We start from the raw sequence: 25353 nt of genomic DNA on the forward strand, positions 1-25353 counted from the left end.
TCTCTGTCCCGAAGGACAAATACCGCTCGGCTTGCATGTGTTAGGCCTCCCGCTAGCGTTCATCCTGAGCCAGGATCAAACTCTCCATTGTATGTTTGTTCGTCCCTATACTCAAACTCAATTTAAAATTGACGCTTTGGTTTTCTTAATTTGGTTGTTATATGTTATGTCAATGAACTGCGTTCTTTCCGCATCCTCAGGAATCTTGTTCTGTCATTGTTCCCGATTTGCGAGTGCAAAAGTATGAAAATGTTTCCGAACCACCAAAACTTTTTTGAAGTTTTTTTTCTCGACCCGAAGGCCATCCCGATGTTCCCTAAACCACTCTCCTGCGCTTCCCAATTCTCTCGATTTGGGATTGCAAAAGTAAGTATCATTTTTTTATCCTGCAAATTTATTTACAAAAATTAATTTCTGTTTCTAAATATTAACTTGTAGTAATTTTAAATCTGCTTGGTCTTCTGCGCTACCAATTCTCTCGTTTTGGTTCTGCAAATATAGGATGGAAAAAGCTGTACTTGCAAATGGATTTAACATAATGTTTACAATTGTGTAAAACAACCGTAATTAACCAACTGTAAAACAGTAAGATAAAATAGGTTTTAAAGTTATCCACATTATGTTAAATAGCGTTAAACGGATGAGGAAGCTCGAATCTATGGGATTGCGACAGGCATAGTAGCGGTTATCCTTTTGCTTTTTTCGTTGATGGAACGGAGAAATATGATTGGATGAAGATGCTTCTTTATATATAGTATATTGGTACTATGTCAAAAAAAGAAAAAGATAGTAGCCCTTCGACAGGCTCAGGATAAACTACTAGCCCGGTGACAAAAATAGCGCGGAGATAGAAATGGCTTTTTGGCAGTTGCCCAAATTACGGGAATTGGTAATTAAATGTTTAAACCTAAATACAAATTCTGGCAGATCGAGCGGCTCTTGCTGATTTGAATATGTAAGGAAATAATTTTAGATCTTGTTTTGGAATTTCACATACCTATTATATATATAGTATGCGAGTGATAAACCTAGTGTGTCAGCAATAGCATCCAAAAACTCGAGTGAGCGGCCCCACTTCATGACGTCCTGCAGAATCTCCGTGAGTAATGCGTAGGAAATAAGAATGAGAAAGTAATAAAGTAAGGATACTCTTGGAAATCGGACGCGGAAGAAAAATCCGAGTAGAAAAAAAATGGTAAAATGAATGAGCTTGTCCAAATGTGGGAACATGAAGAAATACTCCTTGTTCTCTACGCCGGGACGCAAAAGCATATAAGTAAGAAATGCCCAATAAATGGGCAATGTGATCTTACTGTATTTGTTTATGAGATTATCCAACAACTTCTTGGTATTCTTCTGCGGATAATAATTTGGTGAAGTCTGCATCTTCGGCAACTTTCAATTTGATGATCCAGCCTTTTCCGTATGGATCTGTATTCAGCAATTCTGGCTGATCTTCCAACTCTGCGTTCACTTCCAAAACTGTTCCTGGAATTGGTAAGAAAAGGTCGGAAACAGTTTTCACCGCTTCTACACTTCCGAAAACGTCGCCTTCGTTCAAATCGTCGTCCACGGTGTCAACATCTACGAAAACGATGTCACCCAGTTCGCCTTGAGCATAATCTGTAATTCCGATGGTTGCAGTGTCGCCTTCAACTTTGATCCACTCGTGGTCTTTGGTGTACTTTAATTCTGATGGTGTGTTCATTTCTTTTGATTAGGTTTTGGCAAATTTAATTATATAATTAAGATATAACAATAGAATAAAAATAAATTACAAAAAAAAGAGTAAACAAATTGTTTACCCTTTTTTATAATTGACGAATGATAATTGATTAATGATAAATCATCGATTCATTTTTAGTTTCCTGTTCCGCCAAATGTGAGTGTGGCTGTGATACCTGCTCGTATCGTTGAAAGTGGGAATGCTGTAGAGATCTTATACTTGGTCATCATTTGATCGTAGAAGAATTTCAGGTTCAGATTTTGAGACATGTTATAGTCTGCCGATAACTTAAGACTGAAGATCTTTTGACCACCTGTGATCTGAGAGTCATCAATCAAAATATTGGTGATCGTGGTCTTACTATCTCTCATGGATAGGTCTGCTCTCATATTCAGGTCACTTTTCACATTTCTGGTTTTCCCTTGGTAGTTTAGACGAATCTTAAGGTCTTTCAAGATATAACCGTATCCAACTACAAATTCGTTTCCAAGTTCCTCCGTCAAGGTTGTATTAACCAAGCCTAACATATAAGTTCTGTCCCTGTTGTAATTGAATCGGAACTGCATGTTGTTTCTCATGGTCACATCGAAACCAATCAATGGATAGAATGACTCCACGTAGCCAACCTGTGAGAAGGTGTAAGGATTGTATCTATTTCCATTGGAATCATAAGCCGTTTCTGCATTATTAAGATCTCTATTGTAGAAATCGATGCTTGACTGAACGCCCGACATTGTGAATGTAGAAACGTAAGAGTGCAAGATGTCAAACTTGGAGAACTGGCTGTTCACTATTGGTAGATTTCTTAGTCCTGAGTAAACCAACTTCCAGTTTGGCAGAGGTGTTCCCGCTTTTGTAGGATTGCCTAATTGCTTCGGCGACTTACCTTCGACCGCAGCTTTGAAGGCTGGAATCAAAACATAGGTGTTGCTTTTCGTGTAACCTGCAGTAAATCCTTCTCGGTCTCTGATGCCATCGTACATTTGAGAGATTGCCAATGCATTTTCCTTGATCGACTGATAAAGCGCTGCTCCATCTTTGAAAGCCGTATTGAAAGTCCAAGCTGTGTTGGAGTAAGTGATCAATTCTGTTCCAAAGGCATCTCTATATCCACGATAATCTGTCAGATCATTCACGACATTGTAACCACCTTGGATATAGTTCCTACTGTATCTCTGCATTACATTGAAATCTATTCTAAGGTCGTTCGCTGGCATGATCTGGAGATTTCCTGTGATATCTCTGTTGTTGAGCTCTGAGTAAGCATCACTCATTAATTCTGAGTTAGAAACCCAGCCATTTTCTATCACAGTTCTTCGGATGTCAGCTTGTGATCCCAATAAGAATCCAATGGTTGGTCCGCCAAGTGTCTGGCCATAACCGTAGAAGTTAGGTGCAGACAAAAGACCTGGCAACATGATCCCATTGTTCTCATTGTAATTGAAGTCCAACTGTTTGAAAGATGTCAATGCATAAGCTACTGCCTGAAGTGGTTTCAGTTTGTTTTTGAACTTGTAGGTTTTGAATTTGAACCTGCTGTTCTTCTTGGTGAACGCCGTATTATAAACATTGTTTAGAGAATCTATCTCCTGACGACGTTTCTGCATGGTCTCGTTGATCTTCTTGAAGTATCCGAACTTGTTGAAGAACTTAGGAATATCAACCGTAGATGTTGCAACGATAGCGTTGGTATTCTGGGAAATATTTCCAAGACTTTCTGGATCTCCTGTAATTGGATTTGTGAAATTTCTTACAGCCGTCGATCTTGCATTCCAGTTGTATTGGAACTGGTAGCTCAATTCTGCATTGATGAAATCCAAATATGGGAAATATTCAAACGGCAATCTGTAGTTCAACTGTGCTCTGTGGTTGTACAATACAGGACGACCAGCGCGGAATGGATTTCCAAAGATCGAACGGTTGTTCATCGCGTTCACATCTATCTGGTCATTCAAAGTTTTGGTTTCGGAGTTGATCTCCAATTTCAAAGATTTGGTGAAATTAAATCCTAAACTGTACTGCCATCCGAAGAAGAAATTTCTGTTTCTGATGACATCAAAATCCTGACCTGTACTTCCTGAAAGCAAAGCGTCCACATTTCTATACTCCAACTCATTGTAATTTCTGTCCAAGATTGTTCTGAAAGATAATCTTGTAGGAACCGGATTGAAGTTGAACTCCTTGATCCATCTCAGATATTTGTATGATTTGGCAGTATCGCTGACCATTTTGTTAAATGGCTTCAGAACATATGGTTTGAAGGTATAGTTGTACTCCACGTAACCTTTCAGATATTGTCTGTAGTTTCTTTTGGTATAAACATCACGATAGAAATCATCGTTGTAGATCGCGGTTACACTCAAGTTTTCTACATCATAGAACTTCGGTTTTTTGTCCGGGTTCATTCTATCCTTTCTCATATTCACAACTCCGATGCTACGTTGCTGTGTGTAAGTGCTCACCACTTTTTTCAGTTCCGCCTCATTTGGCGCTTTTGTAAGTTCCACATCATTATCCAACGGATTGTACTTCGGATTTGTCATCGTCTGTGTGTAAGAATAATTGACAGGAATCTTCATCCCGACCTTTTCTGGCAAGAACTTATCGACATTCACAGTGGTGTTGATGCTGAATGCAGAATTGTCATCCTGAGATCTTTCTGATGGTTTTTGGTCGATCGCGCCAAATCCTACCGAAGCGTAAGATGCATTGGCATTCACCATTGCAAAATCCCCAAGGTTGAAGTTAAGACTTGCGTTACCGGCGTAGCCACCTTTGTTTTCAATTTCAGAAAGACGGATCTCATTGACCCAAAGTATCAAATCCTTTCCAGCTGTAGTTACAGGATTGGTATTTCTCACACCGATCATGATCGTGGTGATGTTACCAATACTTGGTCGACCTTTGATATATATTTTCTTTTCAGCGTCTATTGCGCCATATTCTTCGTACAAATATCTATTATCAATATTATATGTTCCTGCTCTTAAAAGCTCATCGCGCTTTAGTTTTCCATTGACAAAATTCTCAATTTCCAGATTCACCTCATTATCTGCTGGCCAGATATCCAATGGTGAAGTTGCGTTCTTAGCAGTATAATTAAGTGTTGATTCATACTCATAGTAGTTATCCGATGCATCACTACCAAAACGGATAAAGAATTTGGCAGCTTTATCTGTTGCAATAGGACCTGTATTTTTTAAATCCTCTGCGTGCACAAACAATTGTAGTTTTTTGTAACGACGCATATCAAGACTTGTATTTTTGAATACACCTCTAGATTCACCTTTCAGATCGGTCACTTTCAAGTATAGAGAAGACTCGTTCTGTCTTTGTGCACCAGCATTTCCGCTCAATACCTGTCTGTCGATTCCTGGAGGCAAAACATAAGGTGGTGTTCCTAATGCATTCTCCTCAAGGTTCACACTTCCAACATCAAAATTAGCGTTCACGTTTGCATCGGCACTATTTCCTTCGTCGTTTACAGGAACGACTGGACTGAAGATCTTGTTTGAATATTTTCTCCAATCTGATCTCACAAGGTCAAAAGATCCAAACCTCAAAGTAGAAGTCTGATCGAAACCTTTCATCAACAATCTGGCAAATCTTACATTATTAAGGACAGATTCGTCCGACCCTTCAACAATTGGATTCGTGTCTCCTGTACCAACGCCGTCATATTGCGCAACTGGAATTCGGAATAGGTACCATTTTACTTTTTCGGATTGTCCGTTTTCAAATTTAACATCTACTTCCTTCACATCTACGATCTTGTTTTGTCCCAGGATCATGCTTGTAGGAGAAAGGTCGATTGTATATTGGTTGTAATTTTCCGTTTGGTCCAGATTATAATCTCTGTTCACATCTTCTGCATCTGGCGTCTGAGTTGCCACTTCCAAAGTGTTGGCAGCTGAGTTTCCTTCCGGTCCACGGAAATATTTGTAACGCTCTGTCAAAGATGATGCAAGATCTCCCTGGAATTGGTCTGACAAATAAAATACAAAGTTATCAGAGGCCGGATCCAACTCATTGGTCACCGGATTCACAAAACTAACCCCGAATTTTTCTTCTTCCTGAGATGCATTAAGCCCATCATAACCCAGATCCTGCTGTGCTCTTTCGTCACCTTCGGATGAAAATGCATATAGAATAGGAAATTGATTTGGCTGAGTTCCCCAATTTGTTGTTGATGTATTGGAAGCGACACTTGCAGTAGGCAATCCATTTTCGTATTGCAACTTACCATCTTTCAAAACATCTTCAGAAACGTTTCCTAATTGTAACAAAAGTTTTGGGTCATTCCCCAAAGTGCTTCCATCTGCATGCGGATCTTGCAACCAGAACTCCACATAGTCGATGTTGGAGGTCACGAAGTTGGTCACAGAAATTGGTCGCATCAAACCAGCCCATCTTTGGGAAACGGATTCATTGCCTGGATTAACGTTGTATGGACCTCTTTGATTAGGATAATAAGTAATATCAAAAGTGTTAAGAAGCGTTTGCTCACCTGCAACATAATCTCTGTTGTTGTAAAGCTCCTTCATTTGAACCCTTCTGGAGGCAAAATTTGAAAGTGCCGCCGCATTAATTCCGTTCGGCGCATTACCACCAACACCGTAGAATCTTGGATCAATGGTGTACCAAGACACAAGTCCTCTTCCGTAACCACTTGTCAGATCATCGTTGTTCAACGTTTGAGGGAAGACAACGGCGTCATCTTTATTTTTCTCCGGACGCGAAGCTAGACTCCACATGGACGGCTCCTTCAAAGAGATCTTGGAGGTTGTCTGTTCAAAATCATCAATGTATGATTGGTCATTGATCCCTTTACTTTGTCCAGGAATAAGATACGCGCCTTCTGCTTTGAAGTTCAAGTTCGAAGGTGCTTCTGTATTGATGAATGGTATCTTATCCGTCAGTCTTGTAAGGAATGGCAACTCATTGTTGTACATCATATTGAATCCAGCCATGGTATTGCTCACAGCTTCTTGACCATAATTTACCTTTTGGGTCAATGGTCTTTCAGAATAGTTAACAACGGTTGCACCAACGGTCAAATGCTCATTGAATCTTCTCTCAAGATTAAGTCCCCAGAAACTTTTTCTCTGGGTGTTGAATGTCAATTGATTTTCTAATGAGATGTTGATCGCCTGTCCGGATTGCTTTACAGTTTCATTGATGATGGTCACTGTTCCAAGCATATAATCCACGGTGTAATCTACACCTTCTACCAACTGCGCTCCGTTTGCAGTCACCTTTACAGAACCTTGCGGCACGTTGATGGCTCCAAGAGAGATGCCTTGTCCTTGGGTTCCTTTATAGCGACCTTCAATCGTGCACCGCTGCGCTAATGCGCTTTCAGAAGCCTGTGCTTTTTGCTTGTTATATAGATCATTGAAAACGTAAGGCGTCTTATCAGCATTGGTCAATATTCTATCCAAATAGGCACCAAAAGGTTTTGCCTTGGTGAAGATGATCTTTCCGTTTTCCGCATCTACGGTGATCCCATTTACAAAATCGAAAATACCGTCTCCTCTTGTACCATCTGCATTGGTTTGTGTGTCATTATTGACATTCAAACGGTCCAAATTGAATAATCTCAGTAAGTTGGTGTCTGGTGGGAAGGGAGCAAGTGGATTACCATAAACAGCGCCTGGCAAATAGTTGACCTTACCTCCTGAACTTGGATCCCTGAAATTGATATTCAGCAAGAAATCCTGAGGTTGAACTTGATTTGAATTAAGAGAATAAATGTTCTTCATCATCAAATCCCACATAGGAGATGTCGTTTTGACGGTTGTATTGATCTTCAAAAGTTTGGTGATCAGAACCGGATTCTCCTCAGAAAACTCTCCTACTTTATAAACCGTACTGGATCCATTGATCGTATAAGAATATGAAACGGCCAAGAACTGATTATCATTAAGTCTCTGATTCAAAGACATGTAACCAAGCTGTGTATTGAACTTGTATTCTGATGTGTTAAGCTTTCTTGCCTTGGCATTGGTAATGTAATGTTCCGTAGAAGAATATGGCTCTGCTATGCCTTGTGAATTTGGAAATGACCTTCCACTCAACAAATTGTAAGCGGCTGTGACATCACGGGTCGTGCCCACTGTAGATGCGATCTGATTGTATAAGTTGTTATTAGCATTGCTTGGCGCAACACCTTGCTGATCTCCCAAATCCCTAATTCCAATGATCGGTTTCTGCGTTTCCAGATTTGCACCACCTTGGTCTAGGACCCAAACTTCCATTCTGGTAATGTTGATCCTGGAATTGATCAATGGATAATTGGCTAGTGAATTATCATAGTTATCTAAAAAGTAATGTCCTAAATAGTAGTGTTGATTGTCTTCATAATCAAAGGCATTCACTTTGAAAGTACTCATCGTTCCCCCACCTTGTGCAACAATTGTTTTTGCCTCACCTTGTTGTTGAGAAAACACCAAAGTTCCGGTTGTTTTACCCAACTGGAATTCTGTTTTGAGACCGAACAATGATTGTGAACCTCTGATCAAACTTGTAGAAAGTGGCATGCTGATGTTACCGACCTCTACCCTTTTGATGATCTTGTCTTCCGGATCCTGTCCTTTTTCATTAAGACCTTTGGATTGCAGATCTTTCCAAGAACCTTTGGCTTGCCACACCATATTCATACGGTTCTCAAATGCAAAACCACTTTGGGTATCGTAATTGGCCTTCAATTGTAGATTTTCCCCTACTTTACCTGTAATTCCCAACTGGATCCTCTGCTGGATATTGATGGCAAAACTAGTTCTGTTTTGAGGAAGGATCAATGGATTATCAATTTTTTGATAGAGGATTCCCAAATCGAAAGAAGCAAAACCTTGTGGGATCAACTCGATCTTATTACTACCAAAAATATTTTCGAACATTTTATTTTTGATCGTGATCGCAGGGATCAAGCCTTTTTTCTTGGCATCGGTCTGGTCTTTTCTTTTCGAAAGATCATTCAAAAGTGATTTTTCTTCGTAGTAAGACCTCAAATTATTCTGCATGGTGTAGTTTTTGTATTCTTCAAACGTCATTACGATTGGAGAGCCTACAACAGTGTTCCCAACTTTTGGATAGAGATAGTACATTCCCGAACCGATATCATAGAAAGCATCATAGCGAATAGGATCAGACAGACTGAAATCCTTTCTAATGCTAACTAAACTATCGGATGGTACTTCTTGCGCGAAAACGTTTGTAAAACCTACAAATACTAAAAAAAGGAGGGTTAATTTATAAAGGTAAATATTTTTCTTCACTTATATTTTTTTTAAGAAATTGATGATAAACCACCATCAAATGTTAAATGTTTTTTAAAATCTCTTTCACTAATTCTTCTATAGAAACCTCCGGATCGCGCTTCAAAATCCTGTCTGCGATCTTCTCGCTCACTTTTCTGGAAATCCCTAAAACTTCTAAAGCAGATAACGCCTCATTCTTTATTTTATTGTTTACCAAATTAGAAAGTTTCTCCTCAGAAATACTGAATCCGCCAACCTTATCACGCAGATCGATGATGATCCGCTCGGCCGTTTTCACACCTATCCCTTTCACCTTTTGAATGACTGCACTGTTGCCAGAAAGTATGGCATTTGCAGCCTCGGACAAGCTGAGCGAAGATAGCAATATTAACGCTGACACAGGACCAACGCCGTTAACACTTATTAACAGGTTGAACATTTCCTTTTCCTCCTTGCTATAAAAGCCGAAAAGAAGATGCGCATCTTCGCGAACGATCTGTTGAATGAATAGAAAAGCTTCAGAATTCAATTTTAAATTTTGGGAAGTCTGCAAGCTAAGACTTACATAATATCCGATTCCATTAACCTCCACGACGACAAAAGTAGGCGTGAGTTCCTGAACCAAACCTCTTAAAGAATAAATCATTGAAATACAAAAATTAGGGTTTTGCGAAGATATAAATTAACTCAAAGAAAAAAGCCATCTTAACAACTAAAATGGCTTTTTATCAATATTTCTTTAATAATTTTATTCTTTTGCGACCGTCCATATTTTGAATTAAGCTTTTTTAAGATATTTGAACAAAAAGTGAAAATACTTAAATGTTAAAATTCAATATAGACTTGTCTTATTTTTCATTAAAGTATATTTTCCCAGAAACCAATTTTGCTCTGGCAACTTCCAGCTCTTCTTTCGAAATAGGGTTTTTGGTTAGGTCGATTACTTCTAATAAAACCAAATTAGAAAGGTCTAAATTGAACGAAGAAATCTTGTTGTTTTCCAAGCCAAGCACTTTCAAACTCTTCAGTCGATTTAATTCTGGAGCAATTTTCTCGATCTGATTATTTTCCAAAAACAAACCCCACAAGTTTGGAAGGTCATAAATAAAATTTGGAAGCGTCTTGACCTTGTTATTATTAAGGTTGATTCGCTTCAATTTTTTAAGGTTTTCAATTTCAGCAGGTATTTCCTCAAACTGATTATGATTGAGAAACAGGTCTTCCAAATTTTTTAGGTTTGAGAAAGAAGCAGGTAACTTTGTCAAATTGTTTCCGGTGAAATAAACATCGTTCAAATTGGTCAGTTTTCCAATATCTTTAGGTAATTCTGTAAATCGACAGCGGTCGAAGGCGAGTTCTTCAAGATTTTTTAAATCAGTAATGGAGTTGGGAATTTTGGAAAGTGATCTATTATCCACGATTTTGAGCGTTCTCAAATTTTGCAAACGACCAATTGACTCTGGAAGTCTTTTTAATTTTGGATTAAAGGCAATAATCAGAGTTTCCAAATTCACCAATTGATCAATAGATTCGGGAAGTTCTACAATATTTTCATCATCAGAAATTGATAATTGTTTCACCTTTAGAGGATCTTTGAATGCCTCTTCCAAAGATCCATAGAATTTTTTCTGAGCGTTGAAAAAACTACTCATCAAAATAAACATCAAGAAAATAAATCTGGTCTTACTCATATTTCAATTTTAAAAATGAATATCGAAAAGACTAAGATAGAAATACTAAAACAAAAAAGCCATCTTAGTAAACTAAAATGGCTTTTTTATTCTGTATTAAATTATTTTATTTTTTCTCTTTCGTCTGTGCGTCCAAAACTGCAATCGTAGCAAGATTCACAATCTCGTCCACACTCGATCTCATTTGAAGAACGTGAACTGGCTGATCCAATCCCATCAAAATGGGTCCGATGGTTTGAGCCGCCTTCATTCCTCTGATGATTTTATAAGAAAGGTTTGCACTTTCAAGATTTGGGAAAACCAAAACGTTGGCCGGGTTTGTTCCTAATTTAGAGAATGGATAATCTGCCAGGTGATCGCTGTTCAAAGCAAAATCTGGTTGGATCTCTCCGTCTACGACCATTTTCGGATACTTCTCGTGAAGAATTTTCACTGCTGCAGCTACTTTTTTGGAAGATTCTCCTTTTGCGGAGAAGTTCTCGTAACCCAACATGGCGATTCTTGGTTCGATGGCGAAAGACTTCACCGTGATCTCTGCCATTTTTGCAATATCAACCAGATCTTCCGCGGAAGGATTTTTATTAATGGAAGTATCTGCGAAGAACAATGGTTTCTTTTCTGTCAAGATCATCATCATCGCCGCCACTTTGTTCACACCTGGTTTTTTGGAGATGATCTCTAGAACTGGTTTCAGGATCGATGCATAACTTTTCGAGAATCCAACGATCAAAGCATCTGTATCACCGTGCTCCAACATCAATGGTCCGAAGTAATCGCGTTGTCTTACGTAACGTTTTGCTTTGTACTCATTGATTCCTTTTCTGTTTCTCTTGTTCCAAAGGGTTTCTCTATATTTCTTACGTGTTTCTTTGTTCTCATCATCATTCGGATCGATGATTGGAATGTCAAGATCCATCCCGAACTCTGCCATTCTTTCTTTGATGAGTTTTTTGTTTCCTAAAAGACTTGGATAAGCAATGCCTTCCTCCTGTAGAATTTGGGCTGCTTTCAAAATGTTGTATTCTTCTCCGTTTCCAAGCGTCACTCTTTTTGGATTTGCTTTGGCGCGGTTTTGCATCATTCGGACAAGTTTTTCATCTCGTCCCATTCTGTCCAGCAATTGATTTTCGTAAGCTTCGAAATCCTCGATCGGTTTTCCAGCAATCCCACTTTCCATAGCCGCTTTTGCAACAGCAATAGAAACTTTGGTGATCAATCTATTATCAAATGGTTTTGGGATGAAATACTCTTTCCCGAAACTCATATTCGTTACGTTGTAGGCCAGTTTTACCATTTCAGGAACTGGTTCTTTTGCGATTTCAGCCAACGCATAGACTGCTGCCAACTTCATTGCTTCGTTGATTCCTCTTGCCTGAACGTCCAGTGCACCACGGAAAATATACGGGAAACCAAGAACGTTGTTCACCTGATTAGGATAGTCACTTCTTCCGGTTGCCATCATCACGTCTGGTCTTGTTGCCAATGCCAGATCATAACTGATCTCTGGATCTGGATTTGCCAAAGCAAAAACGATCGGATTTTCTGACATCGAAAGCAACATCTCTGCAGACATCACATTTCCTTTTGACAAACCGATGAAAACATCAGAACCTTTGATAGCGTCTTCCAAAGTATCGATATCGGTTTGAGCTATGAAATCCAGTTTCTCGGGTGTTAAGTTTTCTCTTCTTTGATTGATAACACCTTTGCTGTCACACATCAAGATATTTTTTGGATCAAGGCCTAATGAAATGTATAATTTCGCACAAGCTACTGCAGCAGCTCCAGCTCCATTGATCACCATTTTCACTTCCCCGATTTTCTTTCCTGCAATTTCCAAAGCGTTGATCAAAGCGGCTGCGGAGATAATCGCGGTTCCGTGCTGATCATCGTGCATCAAAGGAATATCCAATTCTTCTTTCAGTCTTTGTTCAATATAGAACGCTTCTGGTGCTTTGATATCTTCAAGATTAATTCCTCCGAATGTTGGCGCGATCGCTTTTACCGTTTCGATGAATTTGTCCGGGTCTTTTTCGTTGATCTCAATATCAAAAACATTGATGCCTGCGAAGATCTTGAAAAGCAAACCTTTTCCTTCCATTACTGGTTTTGAAGCTTCGGGACCGATGTCGCCTAGACCTAGAACGGCTGTTCCGTTGGAGATCACGGCAACTAGATTTCCTTTGGATGTATATTCGTAAACTTTTTGAGGATCATCGTGGATCGCCATACAAGGCACAGCAACACCTGGAGAATAAGCCAGCGAAAGATCTCTTTGTGATGAATGCGGTTTTGAAGGAATGACTTCGATCTTACCTTTTGGTTCCTGACTGTGATAATCTAAAGCGGCCTTATCGAAAGCAATCTGATCTCTTGAATTTTTTGACATTTTTAATTTCTTTTGAGTGGATCAATTGGTTGAATATGACCCACAGGTTTTTATTATGACTCTGCTGCGTAAGGGCGGAGGGCATTGTTGGAGCTCTTTTTCTGTTTTTCTACAAGCGTCGTTTGAGAACCTCAGGTTGATAAAAACAGAAAAAAGCGACTGCCCGTAGACCGGCCCGCTTGTTTTTTGCTGGACCGAAAATGTCGTTTTAAAGACGCCGCGTGATCAGCAAAAACAAAGGGATACGCCCAAATATTTGTGCAAAGTTAAAGCTTTGGAATGATATAGTCACGATGATAATTCACCAGACTTTCTATCGGTTTTTGAACAACGGTCCCAATTTTCAAATGGAAATCCGAGGCTGCCGCACGAAGAATATCTTCGAAAAAGTAGGCAATGGAACCTATGAAATTGACCTCGCTGCTGCGGCACTCTTCGTACGGCATCACCTGAAACTCAAGGAAGTTCTTGAGTTCTTTGTAGATGAAATTCTGAAAATACGGGTGCGTTTTCCGGTCCACAATGAAGCGTGTAAAATCTGCCATATAAGCGTTCGCCCGTGGATTGTGGTACATATTTTTGAGCAGATCATCGATGTTCAACTGATAAATCTCAGTAAACTGCTGGTGCAAATCTGGCGGTAATTTCTTCATAAAATAATGACGCACCAATTGCTTTCCGAGTGCACTACCGCTGCCTTCGTCACCAATTAGAAATCCTAACGAAGGCAATTCTGTTTTGACTTTTTCGCCATCGAAGTAGCACGCATTGGAGCCAGTTCCCAGAATGCAGACAATCGCCGGAACACCTCTGTAAGCCGCATACGCCGCTGCCAAAAGGTCTTCTTTGATATTGACTTGTGCATTGAGGAAAACCTTTTGAATCTCTCGCTCGACAATCAATCTATTTTCTGGTGTTCCGCAGCCAGAGCCGTAGAAGAAGATGTTTTCTATGTAATCGTGGAATTTGGAAAGTGCCTGATTGTTTTCTATTTCTGGCGCAATCAATTCTGCTTTTATAATATTAGGATTGAAACCGATGGTCTCGGTCTTGAGTACTTCTGTACCATCATTTTCCAGGATAACCCAGTCGCATTTGGTAGACCCTCCATCAACAATAGCAATCATATAAATATGTTTTAAAACGCTAATGTAATATTTTTTGGGAAGATTTTGTGAGAATTATGTGGATTTGCCGTCTTGTACCAACCAATCTTCTATCTCATCTTCCAGGTAGGAAGTCTGAAGTTTGATGGCATTGATGAAATCGTCGGGAATGCTCTCTGCAGTCTCGTTGCTTTCCATATCCCAGAGTTCATCGGACATCCATTCGTATTCTGAATAGATTCTTTTGAACCTGGAGCTGCTTTTTTCCAATTCCTCAATTTTTTTTTGTTGAGGCAGAAATTTTCTGTACGGTCTGTTAGAATTTTTCATTTTTTGTAATAATTATTTTGTGAGTGTGGTGCCTTGACTACTGATGAAAAAATGTCCCGGCTGAATTTCTAGAGCCAGGAGTACAATATAACATCGATTAATATTAAGATTTCCGTAAATAATTAGACTAAAAATAATTAAATATGCAATGATATTTTCTAAAACCTTAATATTAAATAAATGTAAAAATAATATTGATATAAAAAAATAATTTAACTATTATTTAAAAAGATTTAACAAATCGTATAAATTTGCAAACGAAATGAAACAATTACTACTTCGTCACAAACAAGTCCTACTCTTCATCATCGCTGGTGGATTGAGCGCCATTGTAGAAATCGGGAGCTTCAAAATCCTAAGCGTTTATCTTCCAAAAATGTTTGCAAGTGAATATAATTTGTACGGAATCAAATATCCGTTTAGCAATATCTTATCTACAAGTTGCGGAATCATCACGAATTATTTTCTGAGCATCTGGTTTGTGTTTGAACGGGGGAAACATTCCAAGCGGAAAGAGTTCGCTTATTTCATTTCTGTTTCGGTGGTTTCCACATTCATCAGTTTGATTTTGTTCCAGATTCTTTACCATTATGTTTTCAAAGATGCAGTGGATTTAGGTTTCTATGTATTGTCTCAGGAGATGATGAGTAAAATAAGTTCTATCTTGATTGTTTCACTCCTCAATTATTCTGTAAAGAAAAAAGTGATATTTAACGGATAAAATCATATTTTTGAACCAAATAGATTATTAAATGAAGGTTTTGTTGGTTTATGCCTGGCGGTTTTGGATGATAGTTGTGGCGACTATTTTCACGTTGATTTTTTTCCTCCCAGTTTATCTCTTATCCATCCGCAAGGAAGATTACAAAGCCTGCTACTTCTTTATCCGCATCTGGGCGATGGGGATTTTCTACGGCACCGGTTTTCGCTACCGAATCATTAATAAGACCGATAAAAAAATCGATAAAAATCAGCCGTACGTTATCATTTCCAATCATACTTCTTTGATGGATGTGATGATTCCCTGCATCCTTTTCCCAAATCATCCACTATGCTACGTCGGTAAAAAAGAACTTGAGAAGATTCCGGTTTTCGGAAGTGTGTACAGAAGAGTCTGCGTAATGGTGGACCGGAAAAGTGCGAGAAGCCGCGCCGACGTTTACAGAAGATGCGCGGAGAGAATGCAGGACGGACAAAGCGTTGTCATCTTCCCAGAAGGTGGCGTTCCGGATGACACAAGTATTATTCTTGATGATTTCAAAGACGGTGCTTTTATTCTTTCTACCAAACATCAGTTTCCGATTGCCGTTTACACTTTTGTTGGACTTAAGGAAATGTTTCCTTTTGATAATAAAAAAGGATATCCTGGCCGTGTTGATATTTTCTTCAACGATATCTTGACGCCGGACGCTCCTCTGAAAGAACTCAAAGAAAAAGCGCACGAGGAAATGCGATTGTCCCTTATTGAGAAATTAAAATAATTATTCTACCAATAAGACTTTTTACTTACATTTGTTTTTGAATATTAACCTTAAATTAACATTAAATAAATAATGGAAACACAAAAAACCAATTGGGCACAGTTTATCCCGCTCGTCACCGTTTTTTTCTTCTGGGGATTTGTCGCGGCAAGTAACGACATCTTGATTCCAGTTTTCAAAAAAGCATTCGATTTGACACAAGGTCAAAGTCAGCTCGTGTCCGTCGCATTCTACATTGCCTACACGGTTGGTTCCATCATTTATATGTTGATTTCATTAGCCATCGGAAAAGATTTGGTCAATAAGATTGGTTATAAAAACGGATTGGCATTAGGACTTACGATTTCGGCTTTGGGAACATTATTGTTCTACCCTGCTGCAAATCTTCAATCCTTTCCTTTGATGCTTGCCGGATTGTTTACCGTGGCATTAGGATTCTCACTACAACAAACTGTGGCGAATCCATTGGCAATTGCGCTTGGACCTATTACAACAGGTTCTCAGCGATTGACCTTGGCGGGAGGAATCAACAATCTTGGAACCACGATTGGCCCACTGATTGTGAGTTTTGCCATCTTTGGTTCTGCTGCTTCCGAGAATACCAATATGAGTATCGAAAGTGTGAAAATCCCTTACTTGGTTTTGGGTGTAGCATTTTTAGCAGTAGCGATTTTGCTTAAATTATCTTCTTTGCCAGAACATCCAGCTACCATAGAAGAAACGGCAACAGAAGAAGGCGGCGCAAAAAATTCCGCTTTGAAGTATCCTCAATTGCTATTGGGAATGCTGGCCATCTTCATCTATGTAGGTGTAGAAGTTTCTACTGCAAGTAATTTACCGGCGTATATGGAAACTATCGTGAATTCTCAAACAGGCGTTCTTTATACTTTGCAAGAAGTTTCTCCATTCATTTCGCTTTATTGGGCGAGTTTGATGATTGGCCGTTGGACAGGTGCTGTGGAGGCTTTCACGGACAATATGAGTTTGCAGAAAATCTTACGTTTCGTTGCACCATATTTAGCTTTCGGAGTTTTCCTTTTGGTAAATGCAGTTGCTAAGCACGACCTTTCACCTTTCTATGTTTATGGACTAATCATTTTGGTATTGATTGGTGCTGATATGGCAAGCAAGGGAAATCCTGCTAGAATGCTATTGATATTCTCAGCACTTGGAATTATTGCAATCACTATTGGAATGTTTACAGACGGCATCGTGAGTATTTACGCTTTCACCAGTGTTGGATTGTTCTGCAGTACGCTTTGGCCTTGTATTTTCACATTGGCGGTGAGCGGTCTTGGAAAACACACAAGTCAAGGAAGCAGTTTCCTGATTATGATGATTATGGGCGGTGGAATTGTAAGCTGGCTGCAAGGTGTGGTTTCTGAAAGCATCGGAATTCAGCACAGTTATATTGTTGGGATTTTGTGTTTTGCCTATTTGGCTTTCTATGCTTGGAAAGTGAGTGGAATCTTAAGAAACCAAGGTATTAGTTTTGATAAAAAAGCTTCAGGTGGACACTAATAAGAACATCTTTCTTAAAAATAAATTTTGGGCAATCATTCTGGTTGCCCAATTTTGGTTATTCTATATCCTATCGAAAATAAATTTCGCCGTTGACTTCTTTTCTCATCTATTTGAGTGGAAAAAGAACTTTCACGTACTTCTATTTTCGAAGTTTGGATTTTCTGTTGGTGATGTTATTTATACGCTTGTTTCACTGTATTTGGTCTTTGCAATCATTAATCTTATTAGAAAGAAAAAGAGTGAGACACTAAAACAACTATTTATTTTTACTAATGTTGCTTATGTCATCTATCAATGTTTTTGGGGAATGCTTTATTTCCAAACTCCAATCATTAAAAAACTTCCTAAAAAAGATATTACTGAACAAGATTTAAAAAACCTGACCATCAAATATCTCGCACTTTGCAAAGAAACAAGAGAGCAAGTTTCTGAAGACAAAAGCGGAATTTTTATCATTAATGATTTAAAGAAAATTGAGAGAGAGATATTGTCTCAACAAAAGAATTTGCCGCGAAATATTACTTCAAAAACTTCCGTTGCAATCTTGTCTGTCAAACCAAGTCTGTACAATCAGGCGATGAACTATACGGGCATTTTAGGCTACTATAATCCTTTCACCGCGGAATCACAATTCAACCCAAATTTACCTTCTACACAACTTCCTTTTACGCTTGCTCACGAGATGTCGCATCAGCTGGGATTTGCGCGCGAACAGGAAGCCAGTTTCATTGCTTATCTGTGTGCTAAAAATTCCAAGAATCAAGATTTGAAGTACAGTATCCAGCTTTATGTTTTAAAAAGTTTATTGAGAAATCTGTCCATCAAAGATGAATCGTTTGTCAAAAATATTCTATCCAATTATTCCGACAAAATGAAAAAGGATAGAAACAGCGAACTCGAGTTTTTGAAAAATCACGAAAGTGTATTGGCCGATGTTTTTGGATTTACAAACGACCTGTTCCTAAAATCCAATCAGCAAGATGGCAGCATTACTTATTCTTACTTCATCACCCTTGTTGCTTTCTATGAAGCATAAAAAAAGAATCGTACACGAGGTACGATTCTAAAAACACAAATGATGAAAAAAAATTTATTGCTCCTGAGTGATTGTCTCAAAAGCCCTGTAAAAGTACAACATTCCAACATAACCTCCAAATGTTTTTAGAAAATAATTCAAATAAGATTCAAAACTTCTAAGAATCAAAAGAATACAAATATTATTCTTTACATAAAATGCTTCAATATGAAGCATTTTAAAATTTGAAACAAAAAAAAACTCTCTTCTTTTAATAAAGAAGAGAGTTTTATGAGTAGCGAAGACGGGAATTGAACCCGTGACCTCAGGGTTATGAATCCTGCGCTCTAACCAACTGAGCTACCTCGCCATTTTTGTGGTGCAAATATAGGGATATTTTGCATTTCCACAAATTTTTAATTAACTTTTAAGTAATCTAATACATCACCCACGTGATTTGGTTTGCTAACGATTTTATTGTCAGCATCTAAGACAAAATAAGTTGGTGTCGCCACAATGTTATAAGTATCGCCATATGAGCTGTACCATCCTTTTCCTTCGGAATCATTGACCCAAGGATAAAGATTTGCCTTCGCTTTGAAGTCTTCTAAACTGCTATCCAGGGAAAAACCTACAATTTCTATATTTTGCGCTTTTAGCTTATCATATTTCTCGAGAAGTTTAGGTAACTCAGCTTCGCAATGAGAACACGTGGACGACCAGAAAACGACAATCTTTTTCGAAGCTTTGATATCATACAGAGATTTAGCTTTGGTATGGATGGCGTTGACGAATGTATTGTTTGGCATCTTGGCACCAATCTCGGTATTCTTATTGGCCTTGATAGTTGAAGCCAATCTGTCATTGATGGTGCATTTGAGATTATTGGCTTGGGTAAGATACTTATCCTTTAGCTTATCCATCCCATAAGTGCTGAAAATCTCGATAAGTTCAGATAGAATGGTTTGCCCTCTCGGCGTCTCTAAATTGACAGCATCTAGAAGTTTATCTACGTTTCCTTCCACATTCGCCTTAGAGACATTCAGGAAGTTGATGAGAGATGGTTTTAAAATCGTTGACGTTTCCAAATATTCACCAGACTTAGAATAGAAGTTGATAAAATCCTCCGGCTTCAATTCTGCAACTTTTTCCTGATTGGAATATTTTTGATTCTTGTTATAAAACTCCAGGAAAGGATGACCTTCGTACGCTACCAGATTTTTGCTTGACAGAGCATTGATCTCGCTATCCAAAGACTTGTAAAAACTCTCGGACGGCTTGTAATAATCCTTGATCTGGATAAGCGCTGGTAATATGAGTTCCTGCTTTTTTTGCAACTCTACATCATTACTGAACAGCTGATTGGTCTGGTCCTGAAAAGTAATATTCGAAATCTTGTTATTACTATCCAAGTCCATCTTGAACATGATATCCTTATTCTCAGAAACCATATTGACCGATGAATTAACTTTCTTGAAAAAAGCTCTCATCATCCCAACATATTGTTTGTCCACCTTAAAAGAGGCGATGTTATTTGAGATCTTCGCCTTGGAATATAAAATCTCCTTGGAACCATTGAATCCATACAAATAGACCTCGGAATCTGCCAAATAAGATGGTATTTCTACTTTCACATTAAACTGAGAAAAAGAATATGTTGACAATAAAATACTACTAGCTAATAATAATTTTTTCATAGAGTAAAAATAAAAAAAACCCACCAAAAAAGTGGGTTTTAAAATATTAAAAAAATATAATTTATTCTAAAATTCTTTGTTTTTGTTTCAAAGCAAAAAATATGATCATTGTGATTGCTAGAAGAAACAAAATAACAGTATAAGCATCTATCGGAGAGGCTGGATAACCTCCAATATCTCCAGATTCGGGATTATCAGGTGGTGGTGGAACTGATTGCGCAAAACTCAATATACTTACCATTAGTAATAAGAAAGCATAAGTTTTTTTTGATAGTAGATTCATCATATATCTGTAGTGTGTTTGTCTTAGTTAACAATTTTTTTAATAACAACTTCTCCTTTATCAGAAATAGCTTTTACAACGAAAATACTTTTTGCTTGATAATTAAGTGGAATCGTATAATCAGATCCAGTAGAAATCTGCGATTTTGAGTTCAGAAGTTGGCCTGCAGCAGAATAAACTTCAACTGAAGCATTTTTCCAATCTTTAGCAAATCTAACTACCCATTGTGAATCCTTCTTAGCGATAACAGTTTGAGATTTAATTGCATTATTAGCATCCAACGTGCCATTTGCAGGTATCTCATAATATAATCCTAAGTTTTGTTGAGACCCATTCATCGCAACAGAACCGCCATCTACGATTTTCACAAATTGGCCTTGTTCATTTTTAAAGTAAAAACTGTTCCCGTTGGATAATCCACCTTCCACTCTTTCTCCTCTTTCATATACTTCGAACTTCAATTGGTAAGGCTCATCGGCATAATCGATGTAAAGAGGAATTTGTTTTGATTTGAAATCTATCTCATTCGCTTCATTGATGTAAAGCTTATCGCTATAATTTGCATCCAATCCTCCATCAGATTTTTCTTCCTTGGTAAAGATCTTTTTGTCTGTATTAAAAGCTTGAAGGCTAGTCAAAGTGCTATGTCCTGTAACAGCAGATGGCGAAACAGCGTAATAGGTTCTATCCAGCTCATCACCTTCAGAATCGTACATTACCACAGCTACTTGTTTCACAACTTTGTCCGCCGGAATATCAACCAATGCATTTGGCTCACCCTCTTCTTGTGTAGAAGCTGAACCGTTTCGAGCAGCAGCTACAGAGTAATCAACATTACTTGCACGAGAAGAATATTTGAATCTACGTGTCCCGCTAAAATTAATAGTCTGAGCCGCATTTGAACTTAACTTGACCATAAACGCTCCTAAAGGTCTGATCACTGTTGCATTCACATCACCAGCTTGGAATACGCCTGATGCCAGCATCAATGTAGCAGTGGTGGAATATGAAGAACCTGTTCTAATAGCCCAAGAAACATTCCCAGATCTATAATAAGCTATTCCAGTAAGATTGGTAATGTAATTACCATCGCTCAAATTCGTAGCTTCATTTTGGGCAATATATTTAAGATCTAAATTTGTCAAGAATGGATTTGACATCTGATATAGATTCAATCCATAATTTGCTGACCAGCCAGATGTTTTACTTTCAAAAGGATCATCTAAATATGAATAATATCTTTCTCCAAAAAAGTTGGCTCCATTACCATTTACTCCAAAACCACCGGTATATCCTCCTGACAAACTTAATTGTACGTTAGATGTGGTCATATCTGAAACTGGAGTTCCTACGAATGTCTTTGTTTCCCCACTAGGATTCCAAAATGCAGTTGCGTTTGCTGCTGTCCTTCTAGGAAGGATGTAGTAGGTCATCGGATTGATAAAGCTAGGGTTTGGATTACCTGAAGCATCATAAGCAGTTCCGCCGTTTGCAATCTGGTCAAAACGTGCTCTTGCGTTGTTCCACCAGAAAGCAGAAGCCACATTGAAACGTCCAGCAGAATTATTTGCAGTATTTGTTACGTTTAGCTTCCCTGCGCCGAAAACACTTTCAAGTTCTGGAATTGTGAAATTATAGAAAGGAAGTCCAATCTGTTGTCTTCCGGTATTGTCTGTCGTATTTCCATTGATATACTCAGACCTGTATTGTTTCTGGACTTTTCCGGAAATATTACCTTGGCTTATCCCAGTAATATACAATTGACCGTAATCTGTTGCTGCATTGGTTGTAGAAGCTACGATTCTGAAATTCGATGCAGTATTTATGGTCAGCCTGGGTTCTGTCGTTGTATTTCCTGTCGCAGTCCCTCTAAGCATGATGTTCCCAGCATTATTAATAGTAGCTGAAGCAGCAGTTTCCAAACCTCCACCGTTGTACACCAAAGTCTGAGGCTGAATGGTGACCAATGCAGAACTTCCCACATAAGTAAGGACCTGAGAAAAGCCCAAACTAGAGAGGAATCCACAATTTAGTAAGAATAATTTTTTTATCATCTTGATCATATTTATTTGTGTGTTTATCTTGCAAAGATATTAATTTTTTAAATAATCGGAAATTTTCTTCCAATATTTAAAGATTTTATAATATTGAATCTATTCTCACCTCTTCATTATTTTCAATATTAAACATATAATCCTCCAATACCTTTTCGGTTGTCCCTCGCAATCCTCGAGCTCCAAGTCCTTTGTTCATGGTATCTTCTACAATTTCTGAAATAGCCTTATCTGTAAATTCAAGCTTCACATTATCCATTTTGAAAAGCTCTGTAAATTGGTTGACGATAGAATTCTTCGGTTCTTTCATAATTCTCACTAGAACTTCTTTTGTCAATTTTTCCAGATACGTGATGATTGGAAATCTTCCCAGAAGCTCTGGGATCAATCCAAAACTTTTTAGATCGATAGCATTGATCTGACTTAGGATGTAATCTGCATCGTCTGTCTTTTTCAATTTATCTTTAGAGAATCCAATGGCTTGCTTATTAAGTCTTCTTTCTATAATCTCTGTCATTCCGTCAAATGCGCCACCTGCAATGAAGAGGATATTCTGCGTATTCACCTGGATATATTTTTGATCTGGATGTTTACGACCTCCTTGTGGCGGTACATTCACGATGCTTCCTTCCAAAAGTTTCAGAAGACCTTGCTGAACACCTTCTCCCGAAACATCTCTTGTAATGCTTGGGTTATCAGATTTTCTGGCGATCTTGTCGATCTCGTCGATGAAGACGATTCCTTTTTCTGCTTTTTCGACATCATAATCTGCCACCATCAGCAATCTGGAAAGAATACTTTCTACATCTTCCCCTACGTATCCTGCTTCCGTAAGAATCGTAGCATCTACGATACAGAACGGAACATTAAGTTGCTTAGCAATGGTCTTTGCCAATAATGTTTTTCCAGTTCCGGTCTCACCGATCATGATGATGTTGGATTTTTCTATTTCTACTTCACGATTCTCGTCCTGAGCATGAAGGATTCTTTTGTAATGATTGTAAACGGCTATGGATAGCTGTTTTTTTGCTTGATCCTGTCCGATAACGTACTCATCAAGGAAAGTTTTTATCTCACGAGGTTTTTTGAGTTCCTCCAGAGATGACGCCATCGATGTTTCTGGCGTTGCGGTGGCACTATCTTTCACGATAGCGTGCGCTTGTTCGATACAGTTTTCGCAGATAAAGCCATTTTGACCAGAGATCAAAATTTGAACTTCACTCTTTTTTCTACCGCAAAATGAACATTGATTTGGATTCATAAATATCTTGAATTCTATTTAATTAAAAAAAGAAGCCGAAACTTCTTTTATGCATTTATTATGGATTGTTGAATTTCTTTGTATTCGTCAGCTGACAATGTGAGCCGCGCATTTTTAAAGTTTAGGTCATCGATCGTATTGAGCGGAACAAGGTGAATATGCGCATGTGGAACTTCCAATCCTACAACCGCTACACCCACTCTCTTGCATGGAACTGCTTTCTTGATCTGTTTGGCAATATTTTGTGTGAATGCCCAAAGATTTTTGTAATCCTCAGACTCCAGATCAAATATCAAATCGGTTTCCTTTTTCGGAACGACCAAGGTGTGACCTTTCACCAGTGGCATTGCATCCAGAAAAGCAATATGCTTCTCGTCTTCCGCAATTATATAGCTGTCGATCTCTCCGCTGATGATCTTTGAAAAAATACTGCTCATAATTTTTTAATTGATTGATCTAGTTAAATTTTTCAGCAATTATTAAACCAACAAAAACTTTACTCCCTACAATGAGATTTCTAAAACTTCGAAAGAAAGTTTGTTGCCATTTGGCAAAATGATGTCAGCGGTTTCCCCTACAACTTTACCCAAAAGCCCTTTTGCAATTGGTGTATTCACAGAGATCCTTCCTGTTTTGATATCACTCTCATTGTCTGGCACCAAAGTGAATTTTTGCTCACCTTTTGTCGCATTATTTTTCAATCTCACGGTTGTAAGGATTGATACTTTGCTAAGATCTAACTGAGTAACGTCTATTATCTTGGAAGTCGAAACAATATCTTTGATCTTTGAAATTCTCATTTCCAGCATTCCTTGCGCTTCTTTTGCAGCATCGTATTCCGCATTCTCGGACAAGTCGCCTTTATCTCTAGCTTCAGCGATTTGCTGTGTTATTTTTGGTCTTTCTATGGTTTCGAGTTGTTCCAGTTCGGCCTTCATTTTGTCCAAACCTTCTTTGGTTACGTAGTTCATAACAATAAAATTTATCGTTTGTATAAAAAAATAATCCGACCTTTGCCGGATACTATTTTGTCTCAGATTGAGTTTACAAATATATAATTAATTTTGAAATGAAAATCAAAAAAAACCTATCTCTTTTTATATCATTACTGACTTTCAGTTTATTAACTTTCAGCAGCTCTTGCAGTGAGCGCAACGAAACAGTCAGTTGCTTTCCTAACGCAACCGTTTCTGTACAGCTCAATCTTGGTTTGCCATCTTATTATGCACTTCAAAATGTTGGAGGCTGGGTCTATGTCAACGAAGTGGGATCAGGAACCAGAGGATTGATCGTGGTAAGGACCACCAGCGGTTTCAAAGTTTATGATAGGAATGCGCCACACATCTGTCCAGAAGCAGACACCACTTTGGAAGTAAAAAATGGAACGTCTCTCCATTGCCCAAATGATGGCGCTGAATGGATCCTCATAACAGGACAGCCAACCGCAGTCGCAAAGATAGCGCCTAAGATCTATGGCTACAGTTTCGATTCCAATTCCAATATTTTATCAATCTATAATTAACTTTAAAGTCTAATA

General features: G+C 38.4%; 20 protein-coding genes, 1 tRNA gene and 1 rRNA gene. 5 read left to right on the forward strand and 17 right to left on the reverse strand.

Annotation, left to right across the window (positions count from 1 at the left end):
• The 10 genes from BMW39_RS05135 to BMW39_RS05180 form a co-directional block, all read right to left on the reverse strand.
• A 16S ribosomal RNA gene (locus BMW39_RS05135) occupies positions 1–91 on the reverse strand; the annotation flags it as partial.
• Between the two features lie 73 nt (positions 92–164).
• Entirely contained in the window at positions 165–377 is a 213-nt protein-coding gene (locus BMW39_RS05140; RefSeq protein WP_034972853.1) for a hypothetical protein, read from the reverse strand.
• A gap of 592 nt (positions 378–969) precedes the next feature.
• Complete coding sequence (locus BMW39_RS05145) at positions 970–1386, reverse strand: VanZ family protein (protein ID WP_086045753.1); 417 nt, start codon at positions 1384–1386, stop codon at positions 970–972.
• Positions 1331–1708, reverse strand: coding sequence for a glycine cleavage system protein GcvH (gene gcvH / locus BMW39_RS05150; RefSeq protein WP_034972856.1), 378 nt, complete (start codon positions 1706–1708; stop codon positions 1331–1333). Before gcvH ends, BMW39_RS05145 begins: the two co-directional genes overlap by 56 nt.
• 152 nt (positions 1709–1860) lie before the next feature.
• Complete coding sequence (gene sov, locus BMW39_RS05155) at positions 1861–9003, reverse strand: T9SS outer membrane translocon Sov/SprA (RefSeq protein ID WP_051879778.1); 7143 nt, start codon at positions 9001–9003, stop codon at positions 1861–1863.
• 43 nt (positions 9004–9046) lie between these two features.
• The gene (gene ruvA / locus BMW39_RS05160) at positions 9047–9631 is read right to left on the reverse strand and encodes a Holliday junction branch migration protein RuvA (protein WP_034972858.1); all 585 of its coding nucleotides are present in this window, start codon (positions 9629–9631) and stop codon (positions 9047–9049) included.
• Between the two features lie 202 nt (positions 9632–9833).
• On the reverse strand, positions 9834–10676 hold the full coding sequence (locus BMW39_RS05165) for a leucine-rich repeat domain-containing protein (RefSeq protein ID WP_051879779.1): 843 nt from the start codon (positions 10674–10676) through the stop codon (positions 9834–9836).
• Between the two features lie 106 nt (positions 10677–10782).
• Complete coding sequence (locus BMW39_RS05170) at positions 10783–13065, reverse strand: NADP-dependent malic enzyme (protein WP_034972860.1); 2283 nt, start codon at positions 13063–13065, stop codon at positions 10783–10785.
• Between the two features lie 266 nt (positions 13066–13331).
• Positions 13332–14192, reverse strand: coding sequence for a BadF/BadG/BcrA/BcrD ATPase family protein (locus BMW39_RS05175; RefSeq protein WP_034972862.1), 861 nt, complete (start codon positions 14190–14192; stop codon positions 13332–13334).
• A gap of 54 nt (positions 14193–14246) precedes the next feature.
• The gene (locus tag BMW39_RS05180; protein ID WP_034972864.1) at positions 14247–14501 is read right to left on the reverse strand and encodes a hypothetical protein; all 255 of its coding nucleotides are present in this window, start codon (positions 14499–14501) and stop codon (positions 14247–14249) included.
• 262 nt (positions 14502–14763) lie between these two features.
• Between BMW39_RS05180 and BMW39_RS05185 the strand changes: the two genes are divergently transcribed.
• The 4 genes from BMW39_RS05185 (at position 14764) to BMW39_RS05200 (ending at position 18542) form a co-directional block, all read left to right on the forward strand.
• Positions 14764–15222, forward strand: a complete 459-nt coding sequence (locus BMW39_RS05185) for a GtrA family protein (protein ID WP_034972866.1) — start codon at positions 14764–14766, stop codon at positions 15220–15222.
• A 31-nt stretch (positions 15223–15253) separates the two neighbouring features.
• A complete protein-coding gene (locus tag BMW39_RS05190) occupies positions 15254–15982 on the forward strand; it encodes a lysophospholipid acyltransferase family protein (protein ID WP_034972868.1) in 729 nt (242 codons plus the stop codon).
• A 72-nt stretch (positions 15983–16054) separates the two neighbouring features.
• The gene (locus BMW39_RS05195; protein WP_034972870.1) at positions 16055–17503 is read left to right on the forward strand and encodes an MFS transporter; all 1449 of its coding nucleotides are present in this window, start codon (positions 16055–16057) and stop codon (positions 17501–17503) included.
• Positions 17493–18542, forward strand: a complete 1050-nt coding sequence (locus tag BMW39_RS05200) for a DUF3810 domain-containing protein (RefSeq protein ID WP_034972872.1) — start codon at positions 17493–17495, stop codon at positions 18540–18542. The genes BMW39_RS05195 and BMW39_RS05200 overlap by 11 nt, the downstream gene beginning before the upstream one ends.
• Positions 18543–18817: 275 nt before the next feature.
• On the opposite strand, the gene BMW39_RS05205 is transcribed toward BMW39_RS05200, so the two are convergent.
• The 7 genes from BMW39_RS05205 to greA form a co-directional block, all read right to left on the reverse strand.
• Positions 18818–18891, reverse strand: a tRNA-Met gene (locus BMW39_RS05205).
• 46 nt (positions 18892–18937) lie between these two features.
• On the reverse strand, positions 18938–20218 hold the full coding sequence (locus BMW39_RS05210; protein ID WP_051879780.1) for a peroxiredoxin family protein: 1281 nt from the start codon (positions 20216–20218) through the stop codon (positions 18938–18940).
• Positions 20219–20279: 61 nt separating this feature from the next.
• The gene (locus BMW39_RS05215) at positions 20280–20504 is read right to left on the reverse strand and encodes a hypothetical protein (protein WP_034972874.1); all 225 of its coding nucleotides are present in this window, start codon (positions 20502–20504) and stop codon (positions 20280–20282) included.
• Positions 20505–20524: 20 nt separating this feature from the next.
• Positions 20525–22555 carry a hypothetical protein gene (locus tag BMW39_RS05220; RefSeq protein WP_131474264.1) on the reverse strand — a complete coding sequence of 677 codons (2031 nt, stop codon included), beginning with the start codon at positions 22553–22555 and terminating at the stop codon, positions 20525–20527.
• An 85-nt stretch (positions 22556–22640) separates the two neighbouring features.
• Entirely contained in the window at positions 22641–23816 is a 1176-nt protein-coding gene (clpX, locus tag BMW39_RS05225; protein ID WP_034972875.1) for an ATP-dependent Clp protease ATP-binding subunit ClpX, read from the reverse strand.
• A gap of 47 nt (positions 23817–23863) precedes the next feature.
• Complete coding sequence (locus BMW39_RS05230; protein ID WP_034972877.1) at positions 23864–24253, reverse strand: HIT family protein; 390 nt, start codon at positions 24251–24253, stop codon at positions 23864–23866.
• Positions 24254–24319: 66 nt separating this feature from the next.
• Positions 24320–24787 carry a transcription elongation factor GreA gene (gene greA / locus BMW39_RS05235; protein WP_034972879.1) on the reverse strand — a complete coding sequence of 156 codons (468 nt, stop codon included), beginning with the start codon at positions 24785–24787 and terminating at the stop codon, positions 24320–24322.
• 98 nt (positions 24788–24885) lie between these two features.
• Here greA and BMW39_RS05240 point away from each other — a divergent pair, with 98 nt between their 5' ends.
• A complete protein-coding gene (locus BMW39_RS05240) occupies positions 24886–25338 on the forward strand; it encodes a hypothetical protein (RefSeq protein ID WP_034972880.1) in 453 nt (150 codons plus the stop codon).
• The last annotated feature ends 15 nt before the right edge of the window (positions 25339–25353 follow it).

The sequence above is a fragment of the Epilithonimonas lactis genome, assembly GCF_900110605.1.
GTDB classification, from domain to species: Bacteria; Bacteroidota; Bacteroidia; order Flavobacteriales; family Weeksellaceae; genus Epilithonimonas; species Epilithonimonas lactis.